Below are 15,333 nucleotides of genomic sequence, written 5' to 3' on the forward strand. Positions count from 1 at the left end.
GTGCGCCTTTCTGGTAGTGCCTGCTACCAGAAAGGCGCACAAGGCCGTAGGCCTTCTGTTGGTAACCTTCGGACACAATGATGACCCGCCAGGATCGCTGCCCATGTTGAATGCCCTGCTCACCACGTACCTCCGCCCGTACAAGCGGGACCTCACGGCGGTCGTCCTGTTCCAGCTGGTCGCGACCGCGGCCGCCCTCTACCTGCCCAGTCTGAACGCCGATCTCATCGACAACGGCGTCACCAAGGGCGATACCGGGTACATCCTGTCCACGGGCCTCATGATGCTGCTCGTCACCGTCGTGCAGATCATCTGCTCGATCGGTTCCGTGTTCTTCGGCGCCCGTGCCGCAATGGGTTTCGGGCGCGACGTGCGCCGCGCCGTGATGCATCAGGTCGGGAGCTTCTCGTCCCGCGAGTTCGGCCGCTTCGGCGCGCCGTCCCTGATCACCCGCAACACCAACGACGTGCAGCAGGTGCAGATGCTCGTCGTGATGAGCTGCACGATCCTCGTGATGGCGCCGATCATGTGCGTCGGCGGTGTCGTGATGTCGATCCGGGAGGACGCCGGGCTCGCCTGGATCCTGGCGGTCACCGTGCCGGTTCTCGCGCTGTCCATGGGATTCGTGATTTCGCGGATGGTGCCCGCGTTCCGGGAGATGCAGACCCGTATCGACGGGGTCAACCGGGTGCTGCGTGAGCAGATCACCGGTATCCGCGTGGTGCGGGCGTTCGTCCGTGAGCGCTCCGAGGTGGCGCGGTTTGGCGACGCGAACGAGCAGCTCACCCAGACAGCCCTCCGGGTCGGCAGGCTGACGGCGGTGATGTTCCCCCTCGTGATGGTCATCGCGAACATCACCAGTGTCGCCGTCATCTGGTTCGGCGGCCACGAGATCAACAGCGGCACCATGCAGGTCGGCTCGCTGACCGCGATGCTCAGCTACATCATGCAGATCCTGATGTCGGTGATGATGGCGTCGTTCATCGCGATGATGGCCCCCCGCGCCACCGTCTGCGCCGAACGCATCGGCGAGGTGCTCGACACGAATTCCACCGTCGTGCCGCCGGTCGATGCGGTCACAATGCTGGAGAACCCCGGTGTGGTGGAACTGCGCGACGCCCAGTTCAAGTTCCCCGGCGCCGACGAACCAGTGTTGCGCGACATCAGCTTCCGCGCCGAACCGGGCAAGACCACGGCGATCATCGGCGGCACCGGATCCGGCAAGACGACGCTGCTGTCGCTGATCCCGCGTCTCATCGACGCCACGTCGGGTTCGGTCACCGTGTCCGACACGGATGTGCGTCGCATCGACCTCGACGTCCTGCGGTCCGGCATCGGACTCGTTCCGCAGCGGCCGTACCTGTTCTCGGGCACCGTCGCCACCAACCTCCGGTACGGCAAGCCCGATGCCACCGACGACGAACTGTGGCGGGCTCTGGAGATCGCGCAGGCCGCCGATTTCGTCCGCGCGATGCCCGAGGGTCTCGACACCCCGATCTCGCAGGGCGGCACGACCGTGTCCGGCGGTCAGCGACAGCGACTCGCCATTGCGCGGGCACTGGTCCGTCGCCCGTCGATCTACCTGTTCGACGACTCCTTCTCCGCCCTCGACCTCACCACCGACGCCCGGCTGCGTGCGGCGCTCAAACCCGAAACTTCGGACGCGTGCGTCATCGTCGTCGCCCAACGCGTCTCGACGATCGTGGAGGCCGAGCAGATCGTGGTCCTCGAGGACGGCGCGGTGGTCGGGATCGGCACGCACGACCAACTGCTCGAGACGTGTCCGTGTTACGTCGAGATCGTCGAATCCCAACGATCGGTCCAGGAAGCACTATGAGCGATCGCGCAACCACCACCACTGCCGAAAGGCCCGCCGGCCCCCGTATTCCGGGACCGGTCGCTCCGGGCGCCCCGGGGTCCAAGCCGAACGACCTGTGGCCGTCCACCAAGCGGCTGCTGAGGCGGCTGCGTCCCCACCGGATCGCCGTCGGCATCGTTCTCCTGGTCGCCGCCGTGTCGGTGGTGCTCACCTCGATCGCGCCGCGCATGCTCGGTCAGGGCACGAACCTGATCTTCGACGGCATCATCGGCGCGCAGTTGCCCGCCGGGATGTCGAAGGATCAGGCCGTCGCCGCACTGCGGGCCGACGGGCAGAACACGTTCGCCGACATGGTGTCCGGCATGGCCGTCGTGCCCGGTGTCGGTATCGACTTCAGTGCGCTCGGCCGGGTGCTGGCGATCGTGCTGGCCCTGTACCTGGGGTCGTCGGTGTTCATGTGGCTGTCGGGTTTCCTGCTGAACATCATCGTGCAGGGCGTCGTGAAGAACCTGCGCGCCGAGGTCGAACGGAAGATCCACCGACTTCCGCTGCGCTACTTCGACTCCCACTCCCGCGGCGACCTGCTGAGCCGGGTCACCAACGACATCGACAACGTCTCGCAGTCGTTGCAGCAGACGATGAGCCAGCTGATCGTGTCGGCGATGACGGTGATCGGCATCCTCGTGATGATGATCGTCATCTCGCCGCTGCTCGCGTTGATCGCGGTACTGACGGTGCCGCTGTCGATCCTCGTGACGGCGCAGATCGCGAAACGGTCCAAGACCCACTTCGTGTCGCAGTGGAAGTCGACGGGAGCGCTCAACTCTCACGTGGAGGAGGCGTACACGGGCCACGAACTGGTCACCGTGTTCGGCCGCAGCCGTGAGGTGGAGGCGCGGTTCGAGGAGCAGAACGAGGCGCTCTACCAGGCCAGCTACCGGGCCCAGTTCATCTCGGGTCTGATCATGCCCGCGATCATGTTCCTCGGAAACCTCAACTTCGTGGCCATCGCCGTGCTCGGCGGCATGCGGGTGGCGTCCGGCACGATGAGCCTCGGCGACGTGCAGGCGTTCATCCAGTACTCGCGCCAGTTCACCCAGCCCCTCACCCAGATCGGGGCGATGGTCAACCTCATGCAGTCGGGTGTGGCGTCCGCCGAGCGGGTGTTCGCCATCCTCGACGAGGACGAGGAGGAGCCCGACCTCACCGAAGCTCCCACACCGGCGGAGCCCCGTGATGCGGGTCGCGTCCATACGTTCGGCCGGGTGGAGTTCTCGGACGTGTCGTTCAGCTACTCGCCGGAGAAGCCGCTGATCGAGAACCTGTCGCTGGTGGCGGAACCCGGCCAGATGGTCGCCATCGTCGGACCCACCGGCGCCGGCAAGACCACACTCGTCAACCTGATCCTGCGGTTCTACGAACTCGACGGCGGCAGGATCCTCCTCGACGGCGTCGACATCGCCGAGATGTCGCGCGACGACCTGCGGTCCCGCATCGGCATGGTGCTGCAGGACGCGTGGCTGTTCGGCGGCACCATCCGCGACAACATCGCGTACGGACGTCCCGACGCCACCGAGGAGGAGATCCAGGCGGCCGCGCGGATCAGCTACGTCGACCGGTTCGTCCACTCGCTGCCCGACGGCTACGACACCGTGATCGACGAAGAGGGCAGCAACATCAGTGCCGGTGAGAAGCAGTTGATCACCATTGCCCGCGCGTTCATCTCGCAGCCGTCGATCCTGATCCTCGACGAGGCGACCAGTTCCGTCGACACCCGCACCGAGTTGCTGGTGCAGCACGCGACTGCGGTCCTGCGCAGTGATCGCACGAGTTTCGTGATCGCACACCGGTTGTCGACCATCCGCGACGCCGACCTCATCGTCGTCATGGAGGACGGTCGCATCGTCGAGCAGGGCAGCCACGACGACCTGCTCCTCACCCGCGGCGCGTACTACCGCCTCTACAACAGCCAGTTCGTCGGCGCCGATGTCTGACGACCTGTGAGTACTTGTTAACCGCCCGCGGTTAACAAGTACTCACAGGCAGGCGGCGGCACCCCCGGCTTCGAAGGTGGCGGTGTCGCAGTAGGCGGCGCGGGGATAGTACGGACCCATCGTGGTGGCGGGGTCGGTGTGATTGTTCTGCGACGCCTGCACCGACTGCGGGTAGAAGGCGTCGGACGGCAGCATGTACCGCAGGAACAGCACCTCCTTCGCGACGTCGGTGGAGCCCCAGGGGAGGACGGTGACGGTCGGGTCGGACGCGGCGCGGGCGGGGACGTCCTGCGGTGCGGCGACGACGTACGTGTAGTTGCCTGCGCCGTCGGTGCGTGTCTGGAAGTCGGCGGCACACGCGACGACCGGGTACGGCGTCACCTGATCGTTCTGGCACATCGACCAGTACCGCACCTGCCGGCCGGGTGCCGTGACGGGTTGGCCGGCACGGGTGTCGGGGAACGTCGGCGCCCGGCCCTGCACGACGACGATGCGTCCGGGCTGGTACGTCAGCCCCGCCCCGACATATTTGTTGTCGCCGTTGGGAAACAGGCCCGACGTGCTCGCGGGGTTCACGAACGTCGCCTCGGGCACGTTGCCGGGGAACGCGCCGGACGCCGCGCCGGCGATGATCTGGTCGAATGCGGCCTCCGCGGCCTGTCCGAGTGGGCCGTTGTCGTAGGCGGAGGGATCGAATGCGGATCCGCAGGTCGGCACCGGCGACGTCCGGCCCCCGAACGTCAGTGTCACGTCGGGTAGTGGAACGCCGCCGGTCGGAGATGCCGGGTCGTCGGGCACGTACACCCGGATGATGAGGAAACCGACGGGTACCGACTGCGCGTCGGCCCCAGCGGGCAGGGCCTGAATCTGGTTGCGGGAGTGGTCTGCCGGGCCGGTCACGACCGTCGCGTGCCAGCGCTTCTGCGTGGCGGGCAGGGCACCGGCGGCGGCGTCGGCGAACGGGTTTCCGCTGCCGGGGTCGGGTCCGATCTGGTTGTCGCGCAACGTGTCGACGGTGTCGAAGTTCGTCCCGTACGTGTTGAGCGAGAAGTAGCGGGCAGCCGGGTAGGTGCCGCTGAGTTCGATGGTGTCACCAGGCCCCAACGCGTAGGGCAGCACCCAGTACGTCGCGTTGGCGTCGGGGAAGGCGACGTCGAGCACGGTCGAGTCGGACATGAACTGCCACGCGCACTGCGCGGTCGGTGGGGGCGCCGCGGACGCGAGGGAGGTGCCACCGGACCACAGCAGCAGAACCAGCACGGCGGCAACGACTTTCCCGGTCATAGCTGTCAGAACACCTCCCCGAACGCGGTCAGCTTGTCGATGCCCTCCCGGTCGATCTCTCCGGGCGTGTACCGGTTGATCAGCTGGATGTAGGCGAGGTACCGGGCCATCGCGTCGGCACCCTGCTGTGCGAACGCCGGGGGTAGCGGCGCGGCGAGCTGAGTCGGCAGATACTGGGTCATCAGCTGGGCGGCCATGGCCGGACCGCGCGGGTCGTGATCGAAGGTGTTGTCGAGTTCCGCCCGGCCGCGTTCGGTGGCGTAGTCGTAGAACTCGTACTGGAACGAGGCCGGGTCGACGTAGGCGGTGGGTCCCAACCACTTCGAATACACCGCGACCTTCGCCTCGGGGGTGCGCAGCACGTAGATGTGGGTGGGGGAGTTGTTCCAGTTGACCCCCTGCGGTGCGTGCTCGTTGGTGGCGAGGACGACGTGGTCGCGACCGGCCGCGGCGTTGCTCCGCAGCAACGGCAGGAGGTCGACGCGTTCGGCATAGGTGGCGAACAGGTCCCCGGACATCCAGTTCCGGTCGCCGTGACCGAGCGTCGCGAGCAGCGGCACCACGTCGACGCTCGACGTGAGCTGACCGCGCGGGGTGTCGGTGTCGCCGGTGAATCGCCCGGTCGGGTCGGCGACGATCAGCGGGATGTGGAACGCCTCGTCGTAGGCTGTGGACAGTTTGCCTGCGACGAAGCCGTGCGCCCCGGCGTATTCGCCGTGATCGGACGTCATGACGAAGACGGTGTTCGCCGCGACGTCTTCCGGCAGCGAGTTGATCACCGTGCCGATGTGGTGATCGACCATCGACAGCACGTTGGTGTAACTGTCCAGGGCCCGCTCCCAGTACGTGTACGGGGCGAACGCGATGTGTCGGTCGGGATCGGTGCCCTGACCGTAGGGCTGGAGGTAGTAGTTCGACAGATTCTGGATGTCGTCGGTGACGCCGCCCCACACCAGGGCCTGGAACTCCCGCGCGAACACCTGGGTGCTCGGTTTGGACTGCAGTGCCTTCTCGGGTTCCCAGTTGGGCGGCACGGACGGATAACCCAGCCGCGGAGGGTCGCTCTCGGCGGTGGTCACCGACCAGGCCCGGGCGGGGCTCAGCGGGGGAACGTTGTTCGCGTACAGCGACTGATACCGTTCCGCTTCCGTTCCCGCCCAGAAGAACTGCTGGTCGTGGGGATTGACGAAGCTCGCGGTGAGGCAGAACGGGCCGTCCCCGGGCTTCCGCGTCGACAACCACGCCGCGGCCTGGTCGGCGATGTGCCCGTCGAATTCGAATCCCTCACCGTTCATTCCGATGATGTCGGGCATCGTCAGTCCGTCGAACCCGTACTCCTCGAGGTAGCCGGGGGCGAGCCCGGAGTCCTCGTCGGGGGACGGCGACAGATGCCACTTCCCGACGTACGGCGTGACGTAGCCCGCCTGCCGCAGCAGTTTGCCGTACGTCGGAAAGTCCCTCCCCATCGCGGGCGACGGGACGGGGGAGGCCCGATTGCCGGTCCGCGTCTGCAGCATCCAGTTCTGCAGCGGATAGAGGCCGGTGACGAAACACGCACGGCCGGGGCTGCATGCCACCCCGGCCGTGTAGTGCTGCGTGAACTTCACCCCGGGCGCCCACAGCGTGTAGAGGTTGGGCATGAACCGCTGCAGGAACTGGTCGGCAGTGGTGATTCCCGCCGGAAAGACCTGGGGAAACCGCATCTCGTCGACGACGATGAACACGATGTTGGGCTGCACGTAATTGCTGGGCTGACGATGCAGCGGCTTCTCCGACGCGTCCGCCCGGCGGTCGAAGAGGCCCGACATCACGGTTACCCCGCCGGCGACCGCCGCACCCGAGAGAAACGTTCTCCTGTCGATCCGATGGCCGGCCTTCTCGTCGCTCATGGCGGTTCCTCCGGTCGAAGGGCTGGGATCGTCTCCCTGTCTGTACCCACTTTCGAACGAAGTAGTGATGTGTCGCCGGAAATGTCGCCCGTGATTGGATACACCCGTGAATGCCGTAGTCCCGACCCCGCCCGATCCGTTCTTCACCGTCGGCACCCGACTCGACGGGCAGCTGGGCCGCACCGGAACCATTCACACCCCGCACGGCGACATCGCGACGCCGTCGTTCGTGGCCGTCGGCACCAAGGCCACCGTCAAGGCGGTGCTGCCGGAGAGCATGAAGGAGCTGGGCGCGCAGTCGCTGCTCGCCAACGCGTACCACCTGTACCTGCAGCCCGGGCCGGACATCGTCGACGAGGCCGGCGGTCTGGGCAAGTTCATGAACTGGGACGGCCCGACGTTCACCGACAGCGGCGGATTCCAGGTCATGTCGCTGGGCGTCGGGTTCAAGAAGGTCCTCGCGATGGAAGCCGTCGGGGTGCGCTCCGACGACGTCATCGCGAAGGGCAAGGAACGCCTCGCGACCGTCGACGACGACGGCGTCACGTTCAAATCGCACCTGGACGGGTCGCGGCACCGGTTCACCCCCGAGGTGTCGATGCAGATCCAGCACCAGCTCGGCGCCGACATCATGTTCGCGTTCGACGAGCTCACCACACTGCTGAACACCCGTGGATACCAGGAGCGGTCGGTGGAGCGGACGCAGGCGTGGGCGGTGCGCTGCATCGCCGAGCACGAGAAGCTCACCGCCGAGCGTTCCCATCGCCCGTACCAGGCGCTGTTCGGGGTCGTGCAGGGCGCGCAGTACGAGGACCTGCGGAGGCAGGCGTGCCGGGGGCTCGAGTCGATCACGGGGGAGAGCGGCCGCGGTTTCGACGGGTACGGCATCGGCGGGGCGCTCGAGAAGCAGAACCTGGGCACCATCGTCCGCTGGTGCAACGAGGAGCTTCCCGAGCACAAGCCGCGGCACATGCTCGGCATCAGCGAGCCGGACGACTTCTTCGTGGCCATCGAGAACGGCGCCGACACGTTCGACTGCGTGAATCCGTCGCGGGTCGCGCGCAACGCCGCGATATACCACCCGGACGGCCGGTTCAACATCAACACCAGCCGCTTCCGTCGTGACTTCACGCCCATCGACGAGAACTGCGATTGCTACACCTGCGCGAATTACACCAGCGCCTACATTCACCATTTGTTCAAGGCGAAGGAAATGCTGGCGTCCACGCTGTGCACCATCCACAACGAACGCTTCACCGTCCGGTTGGTCGATCAGATCCGCGCCAGCATCGAAGGCGGCTACTTCGACGAGTTCAAGGCCGACACCCTGGGTCGCTTCTACCGCACGTGAGTGGGAAAGCGTCCTCGGGCACACTTTCCCACTCACGTGGGGGTCAAAGCTGGTAGGTGGGTTCGCGCTTCTTCACGTAGGCGATGACGCGGTACGTGATCGGCATGACCAGTACCTCGACGAGGGTCTTCCACAGGAAACCGACGATCACGTAGTTGACGAAATCGCTCCACGTGCTGATGCCGATCGCGCCTGCGGCGATGGAGCAGAAGATCAGGGTGTCGGCGAACTCACCGACGATGGTGGAACCGATGAGCCGCGCCCACAGGTGCTTCTCCTTGGTGCGCTCCTTGATCAGGACCAGCGTCACCGAGTTCAGCATCTGCCCGACGAGGTAACCGGCCAGCCCGGCGAGCAGCAGACGCGGGTAGACGCCGACGACGGACCGCAGCGCTTCCTGGTTCTCGTAGAAGTCGGCGGACGGCAGCTCGATGAGGAGCCAGAAGCAGAACGCGGCCAGGATCAGGGCGCCGAAGCCCAGGTAGATCGCGCGACGGGTCGACTTGAACCCGTACACCTCGCTGAGGACGTCGCCGAGAATGTAGGCCAGCGGGAACAGGAAGAAGCCGCCGTCGGTGATGACGGGCAGGATCTGCAGCGGTCCGATGGTCAGCGACGAATCGGCGAAGAATGCGACGCCCTTCGTCGCGCAGATATTCGAGATCAGCAGCGTCGCGGTGAAGAGGGCGACGAACGTGGGGTAGTACCCCCGGCTGACGTGCGCGAACGTCGCGTGGTCGTCTGGTTTGGTCTGCTGATCTGAGGCTGTCACGCCGCAATCCAAGCACTTGAACGGGGAAGGGCGCGAATCAGGAACGGGTGAACGTACCTTTTGTCCGATCTGACGCGACGAAAGGTACGTTCACCCGCACGGTAGGGAGTGGTTCGGACTAGCCCTGGACGACGCGCGTGCCGCCGGCCAGTTCGTCGTGCTTGCCCTGCTTGGTGGGGCTGCCGTTGATGGTCACCCCGATGACGATCGCGGCGACGACGCCGAGCAGTCCGAACAGGAACCCGAGGAGCGGGAACCCGCCGAGCGCGGACAGGACGTAGAAACCGTTCCTGGTCAGCGACTGCTGCTGGGTGGGGAGTCCGCCGTTCGGGCCCTCGACGCGCAGGCCCAGAATCTGCTTGCCCAGGGTCTGCCCCCTCGTCGTTTCGAGGAAGACGAAATAGCCGACGGCGGCGGCCGCGGTGAGGATCGCGCCGAGGACGCTGCCCACGAAGTTGCCCAGCACCAGCGCGAGGACGGTGCTGACCACGGCCATCGGGATGCCGACGATCAGGCCGTCGATCACTCGTGCGCCCAGGCGGGGAAGAAGTTCACCGGGGCGGGACGGGTCGAACCCGAAGTCCGGCTGCGCGAACGGCTGGGTGCCGAACTGCTGCGCCGAATCGAACTGCGGCGGTGCGCCGAACTGCTGTCCGTGCTGCTGCCCCGCCCCGTTGTAGTGCGGTTGCCCGTACTGCTGCCCGCCGAACGGCTGTTGTCCCTGGCCTGGATCGAATCCACCGGTAGTCATGTGTTCCCCCTCGAATCTCGAGTCCTGAATGTCTCGGATGACGCCTGAGCACCTTACGCAAGGGGTGGGAGTGACTCGAGTGACGGGAGTAGCAAAACGGGTGAGCATACTTCCGTCCTCGTTGGACAGGAAGCACGCTCACCCGTGGGGAGCGGTCGGTCAGGCCGCGACGTAACGGCCGGTGAGCACGCGGTACGCGTAGGTCGACGCGATGATCGTGATCGGGATCGAGACGAGAAGTCCGACGCCGCAGAGGATTGCACCGACGATGTTGATGCCGACGAGGGCCAGGGCCAGCAGCAGCACCGGGCCGACGTTCTGCGAGATGACGCGGAAGCTCGACTTGATGCCGGTGATGGCGTCCTCGTTCTGATCGATGACGAACTGCAGCGTCCACCAGGTCAGGAAGATCACGATGAGACCCGGGATGATGAGCAGGACGAAACCGATGGTGGCGGCCACACCGATGATCACGCTGGCGATGATGATCGCCCCGACATTGGTGAACTGGAAGAACGAACCGAACGCCGGCTTGTTCCCGTCCACTTCGTGCAATGCGCCCCGCACCAGAGCCGCATTGATCAGGTAGCCGACGATGGTCGTGACGATCGTGCCGATGATGCGCCACACCGAGAACGCCGCGCTCATGTCGGACGACGTGCTGAAGCCGCCGAAGACGAGGTTCAGCACGACCTGGATGATGGCGGCGATCAGCAGGATGCCGATCCAGATGAGCGCGTTGTCCTTGAACTTGTTCCAGCCGTAGCCGATCGCGTCGCCCACGGAGAACTGCCCCGGCGTCTGCCCGGGCGTGCCGTAATCCGACATCGGCGGGGGCGGCGGATATCCACCGGGCGGCGGTCCCTGGTGCGGCGGCGGGTAATTGCCCTGCGGCGGCGGGTAATTTCCGCCGGGCGGCGGCGGTGGGTAATTACCGGGCGGTGGATAGTTTCCGCCGGGCGGCGGCGGGTAGTTTCCGCCGGGCGGCGGTGGCGGATATCCGCCGGGCGGCGGTCCCTGCGGCGGCGGAGGGTAATTCCCCGGGGGCGGCGGATAACCACCGGGCGGCGGTGGAGGATTGCCCTGTGGGGGGTATCCGCCCTGGTCACCACCTTCAGGTTTGTCGTTAGGGTCGTATCCACCAGTCGTCATGTGATCCCCTCAGCAAGAGTTGAATGCTCGCGCGTGACAGTGCGAATAAACACTACGTGGACAATCCTTTACTCGCCTCCCTTTGGTCTGCTTCTTCTCCTGCGGTTTTGATGCTTTACGCTGGTTATCGTGACTAATTCTGGGGGATCGGACGATTCGAATCCGTACAACGGGCAAACACCACCCACTTACGGTGAGGTTCCCGGCTTGCCGCGTGACGGATACGGGGTGGACGAATCCGGTTATCCCACGTATTCGGCGCCCACCGAGAAGTACCCCGACTATCAGCAGCCGGGCGCGTACGGGACGTCGCCGAATCCGTATGCCGCGCCGAATCGGAATCAGTACGGCGGCGACCAGTACGGGGCTCCGAACCAGCAGTACGGGACGCCCAACCCGTATGCCGCACCGAATCAGTACAGCGCCCCCAACCAGTACGGCGGCGCACCCAATCAGTACGGGCCGCCGGGCCAGTACGGCGGTCCCGCCCCGCAGTACGGCGCACCGAACCCGTACGGCGCGCCCTACCCGCAGTCGCTGGGGACGAACGGTCTCGCGATCGCGTCGCTGATCATGTCGATCGTCGGTGGATGCTTCTACGGGGTCGGCTCCGTCGTCGGCATCATCCTCGGCATCATCGCGCTGGGCCAGATCAAGCAGTCCGGGCAGGAGGGCCGTGGGCTCGCGATCGCCGGAATCGCCATCGGCGGCGCCTACGTCGTCGGCTGGATCCTGTTCTTCGTGATCATGGTGATTGCGGCGGCGTCGGGAGCCTGACCACCCACGGTTCGCGGTGCAGGCGGGCCGGGTCGAACCGGTCGAGGAGTATCCCGAGATCCACGACCTCGCCCGGTTCCGCGAGCCCGAGCGACGTCGCCAGCACTCCGAGGACGTCGCTCGGGGTGCGTCCCAACGCTTTCTGGTCGGTGAGCGTGACGGCGCCGTCGCGTTTCGCGAGCCGTTTGCCGTCCTCGTTGAGTGCGAGGGCCACGTGCGCGTAGGTGGGGGCGGTCAACCCGAGCAGCCCGGCGAGGTATGCCTGACGGGGCGCGGACGAGAGCAGGTCGTCGCCGCGTACCACCTGATCGATTCCCTGGGCGGCGTCGTCGACGACCACCGCGAGGTTGTAGGCGGGTGTGCCGTCGCCGCGACGCAGCACGAGGTCGTCCACCATGCCGGAATAGCTGCCGTGCAGGACGTCGTCGATGGTGAACGAGGTGACGCCGGCGCGCAGGCGCAGCGCGGGTGGTCGTCCGCCGGCGAGCCGGTCTGCGCGTTCGTCCGGTGTCAGGTTGCGGCACGTCCCCGGGTAGGCGCCCTGCGGTGCGTGCGGCGCCGACGCCGCTTTCTGGATTTCTCTTCTCGTGCAGAAACACTCGTACGTGAGACCGGCGGCATGGAGTTCGGCGATGGCCGCGTCGTACCGCGACAGTCGGTGTGATTGCGAGACGACGTCGCCGTCCCAATCGAGGCCGAGTTCCGCGAGGTCGGCCAGTTGCCGGTCCCGGGCGCCCTCGCGGACGCGGTCGAGGTCTTCGACGCGCATGAGGAACCGTCGGCCGGTGGACCGGGCGAACAACCACGCCAGCACGGCCGTCCGGAGGTTGCCGAGGTGCAGGTCGCCGGACGGGCTGGGCGCGAACCGACCCGCGCCCGCCGCCCGATGTGACGGCGGTTCACTCTGACGAGACGGATGTGACATCGGCCGAGGGTCAGCTGGCCAGTTCGATCGACGACGACGGCACGACGTCGGCGCCCTGCAGAATCATGCCGATCTGAATGTCGAGGGCGTGCTCGAGGTACTCGGGCGGGTACAGCGCCGGACTGCCGATCGCATCGAGGGCGAGACCGTCGACGGTGGCGAGGAGAAGCGCCGCACGGGTTTCCGCCTCCGGGGTGCCGATCCCGATGAGCACGGCGGACAGTCCCGTCCGGATGGTGAACAGGGTCTTGCGCCGGATCTCGGCGAGCGACGGGGAGGTGGCGGCCCGGACGGCGAATGCCGCCATGACGTGCGCCTCCCGCGACCGCGCCTCGTCGAGCGGGAGCAACTGGGACATCGCGGCGAACAGGGCCCGGGCGGGATCCCCGCCGCGGTCGACCTCCGACAGTCGGGTGAGTAGTTTGTCGACGAGGGTTCGCAGGGCGAACGCGAACATCTCGTCCTTCGTGGAGAAGTGGTGCTGGACGGCTCCGATGGACACACCCGCCCTCTTGGCGACCTCGCGCACGCTGGCGCCCTCGAGACCCGACTCGGCCGCGACGTCGAACAGGGCTGCGGCCAGGCGTTCGGGGCTGGTGGACGAGTATCGGCGTTCGCGCATGCCTCGAACATTACTGACGTATTGAATTAATGCCTGCGTCAGGTGCGCGTGTTGCCGCGAGTGGCGGGTGTGACTTCGGCTATCGGCGGACGTACGTCAGGAAGATCATCCCGCTCTCGAACGCGCGGGACGCGGCCAGCCGGAACCGCTGCGGGCCGAATTCGCCGTCGAACAGGGGAATGCCGGTGCCGATCGCGACGGGGTTGAGCTTGATCCGGAGCTCGTCGATCTCGGGCTCCACGGCGGCGGCGAGCTTCCCGCCGCCGCACAGCCAGATGTCCTTGCCGTCCTCTCGCTTGAGTTCGCGCACCTTCTCGATCGGATCGCCCGCGACGATCTCGACGTCCGGGTCGGGCGACTCGGTGATCGTGGTCGAGAAGACGTACTGCCGCAGATGCGCGTACGGGCTGGTCACGCCCAGGTCGAGGCCGGGCTGGTAACTGGCGCGGCCCATGAGCAGTGTGTCGAAATGGTTGTTGGGGGCGTCGATTCCCAGCGGTGCCCGCATGTGAGTGGGGACCGTCTCGGGGTACTCGGCGATCATCACGGGCATGTGATCGCCGTCGATCTCGAAGATGGTGCCGGTGGGGTCCGAGCCGTCGGCGCCGGCGATGAATCCGTCGATGGTGGCGGCGGCGTAGTAGACGAGCTTTCGCATGTGAGTCCTCCCGTAGTCGGTAACCACTCTATTTGTAGTACTATGCCCGCAGTGGTTGCAAGCCTTTTGTCGAGGAGTGTCGATGGCGCAGAATCCGGAACGACGTGCGGCTCTCGTGAACGCGGCGATCGAAGTGCTTGCGCGAGAGGGTGCGCGCGGTCTCACCTTTCGCGCCGTCGACGTCGAGGCGAGCGTCCCCATGGGGACGGCCACCAATTACTTCGCCAGCCGCGACGACCTGTTCGACCAGGTCGGCAAGCGGATTCACGAACGCATGGGCCCCGACCCCTCGGTGGTCGAGGAAAGCGGTCGCAAGCCGCAGAATCTCGAGCTCGCGATCGAGTACATGCAGGGGTTGTTCGGCAGGATCACCCGCGATCGGACGGGCTATCTCGCGTTGCAGGAATTGCGACTCGAAGCGGTCCGGCGGCCCGAGTTGCGGACCACGCTGACGCGCACGATCTCCGAGAACCTGGAGCGCGACATCGGGTTTCACCTCGACTCGGGACTGCCCGGTGATCGCAGCACCGTGCTGATGCTGTACCTCGCGATGAATGCGCTCATCGTCGAGCACCTGACGCTGCCCGGCGTGCTCGACGGGGTCGACACGGAGCGGCTCGTCGCCGATCTCGTGACGCGTGCCGTCGCTACGCCGGACGCCTGAGCGCGTAGTCGTCCACGTACTCCTGGCCCGACAGTGTCATGAGGGCGTGCATCAGCTCGTCTGTCGCGGCCCGGACGACGTGCCGGTTGTCGCGTAGTTCGGCGAATCGGGAGAAGTCGAGTGGTTCGCCGACGGTCACTGATACCGTGCCGAATCGCCACATCCTCGATCCGACGGGGTTGACCTGTCGTGTGCCGTGCATGGCGACGGGCACGACCGGGGCGCCCGTCGCGAGCGCGACCCGGGCGATTCCGGTCTTGCCCTTGTGGAGTCGACCGTCGGGCGACCGGGTGCCCTCGGGGTAGATTCCCCAGACCTTGCCGTCGTCCAGGATCTTCTCCGCGGTGTTCAGTGCGGATTCCGCCGCGGAGGCCCCGGATCGGTCGATCGGCACCTGGCCGGCCGCGGTGAAGAACCAGCGTTTCGCGCGACCCTTCGCGCCGCCCTCGGTGAAGTACTCGCTCTTGGCCACGAACGTGATGCGCCTGCGCACCATCAGGACGAGGAAGAACGAGTCGACGACGGTGAGGTGATTGCTCGCCAGGATCACCGGGCCCGACACCGGGATGTGGTGCGCGCCGTCGATCGTGGGCCGCCCGACGATCCGCAGCACCGGTCCGATCAGCACGTACTTGAAGATCCAGTACCACACGGTGAACTCCTGACTCGGGGGCC

At 66.4% G+C, this 15,333-nt stretch carries 14 protein-coding genes; 5 read left to right on the forward strand and 9 right to left on the reverse strand.

The features are described from left to right. Positions 1-103 precede the first annotated feature (103 nt). Positions 104-1,837, forward strand: coding sequence for an ABC transporter ATP-binding protein (locus G9373_RS07135; protein ID WP_054246847.1), 1,734 nt, complete (start codon positions 104-106; stop codon positions 1,835-1,837). Further along, complete coding sequence (locus G9373_RS07140) at positions 1,834-3,813, forward strand: ABC transporter ATP-binding protein (protein WP_005561591.1); 1,980 nt, start codon at positions 1,834-1,836, stop codon at positions 3,811-3,813. Before G9373_RS07135 ends, G9373_RS07140 begins: the two co-directional genes overlap by 4 nt. Positions 3,814-3,855: 42 nt before the next feature. Here the strand turns inward: G9373_RS07140 and G9373_RS07145 are convergent, their stop codons facing one another. Together G9373_RS07145 and G9373_RS07150 are read right to left on the reverse strand one after the other, a co-directional pair. Next, positions 3,856-5,097, reverse strand: a complete 1,242-nt coding sequence (locus G9373_RS07145) for a hypothetical protein (protein WP_133985935.1) — start codon at positions 5,095-5,097, stop codon at positions 3,856-3,858. Between the two features lie 5 nt (positions 5,098-5,102). Beyond that, a complete protein-coding gene (locus G9373_RS07150; protein ID WP_054246851.1) occupies positions 5,103-6,986 on the reverse strand; it encodes a sulfatase-like hydrolase/transferase in 1,884 nt (627 codons plus the stop codon). Positions 6,987-7,092: 106 nt separating this feature from the next. On the opposite strand from G9373_RS07150, the gene tgt reads away from it, so the two are divergent. After that, positions 7,093-8,337, forward strand: coding sequence for a tRNA guanosine(34) transglycosylase Tgt (tgt, locus tag G9373_RS07155; protein ID WP_005561587.1), 1,245 nt, complete (start codon positions 7,093-7,095; stop codon positions 8,335-8,337). 43 nt (positions 8,338-8,380) lie between these two features. Here the strand turns inward: tgt and G9373_RS07160 are convergent, their stop codons facing one another. From G9373_RS07160 to G9373_RS07170, 3 genes are all read right to left on the reverse strand, one after another. Continuing rightward, positions 8,381-9,109 (reverse strand): queuosine precursor transporter, encoded by a 729-nt coding sequence (locus G9373_RS07160; protein ID WP_005248717.1) that lies wholly within the window; start codon positions 9,107-9,109, stop codon positions 8,381-8,383. A 118-nt stretch (positions 9,110-9,227) separates the two neighbouring features. After that, a complete protein-coding gene (locus G9373_RS07165; protein WP_005561585.1) occupies positions 9,228-9,860 on the reverse strand; it encodes an RDD family protein in 633 nt (210 codons plus the stop codon). Positions 9,861-10,019: 159 nt separating this feature from the next. Next, entirely contained in the window at positions 10,020-11,012 is a 993-nt protein-coding gene (locus G9373_RS07170) for a hypothetical protein (protein WP_240482868.1), read from the reverse strand. 207 nt (positions 11,013-11,219) lie between these two features. On the opposite strand from G9373_RS07170, the gene G9373_RS07175 reads away from it, so the two are divergent. Continuing rightward, positions 11,220-11,789, forward strand: a complete 570-nt coding sequence (locus tag G9373_RS07175; protein WP_133985936.1) for a DUF4190 domain-containing protein — start codon at positions 11,220-11,222, stop codon at positions 11,787-11,789. Here G9373_RS07175 and gluQRS read toward each other — a convergent pair. The 3 genes from gluQRS to G9373_RS07190 form a co-directional block, all read right to left on the reverse strand. Further along, positions 11,758-12,714 carry a tRNA glutamyl-Q(34) synthetase GluQRS gene (gene gluQRS, locus G9373_RS07180; RefSeq protein WP_133985937.1) on the reverse strand — a complete coding sequence of 319 codons (957 nt, stop codon included), beginning with the start codon at positions 12,712-12,714 and terminating at the stop codon, positions 11,758-11,760. The genes G9373_RS07175 and gluQRS overlap by 32 nt on opposite strands. Positions 12,715-12,724: 10 nt before the next feature. Continuing rightward, entirely contained in the window at positions 12,725-13,336 is a 612-nt protein-coding gene (locus G9373_RS07185; protein WP_007298405.1) for a TetR/AcrR family transcriptional regulator, read from the reverse strand. 79 nt (positions 13,337-13,415) lie between these two features. Beyond that, positions 13,416-13,994 (reverse strand): dihydrofolate reductase family protein, encoded by a 579-nt coding sequence (locus tag G9373_RS07190; RefSeq protein WP_120659895.1) that lies wholly within the window; start codon positions 13,992-13,994, stop codon positions 13,416-13,418. An 82-nt stretch (positions 13,995-14,076) separates the two neighbouring features. Here G9373_RS07190 and G9373_RS07195 point away from each other — a divergent pair, with 82 nt between their 5' ends. Further along, the gene (locus tag G9373_RS07195; protein ID WP_133985938.1) at positions 14,077-14,658 is read left to right on the forward strand and encodes a TetR/AcrR family transcriptional regulator; all 582 of its coding nucleotides are present in this window, start codon (positions 14,077-14,079) and stop codon (positions 14,656-14,658) included. On the opposite strand, the gene G9373_RS07200 is transcribed toward G9373_RS07195, so the two are convergent. Next, positions 14,642-15,310, reverse strand: coding sequence for a lysophospholipid acyltransferase family protein (locus G9373_RS07200; RefSeq protein ID WP_005567438.1), 669 nt, complete (start codon positions 15,308-15,310; stop codon positions 14,642-14,644). The two genes, G9373_RS07195 and G9373_RS07200, sit on opposite strands and share 17 nt — an antisense overlap. Between the last annotated feature and the right edge of the window lie 23 nt (positions 15,311-15,333).

The organism is Rhodococcus sp. A14 (genome assembly GCF_011603105.1).
Lineage (GTDB): Bacteria > Actinomycetota > Actinomycetes > Mycobacteriales > Mycobacteriaceae > Rhodococcus_F > Rhodococcus_F opacus.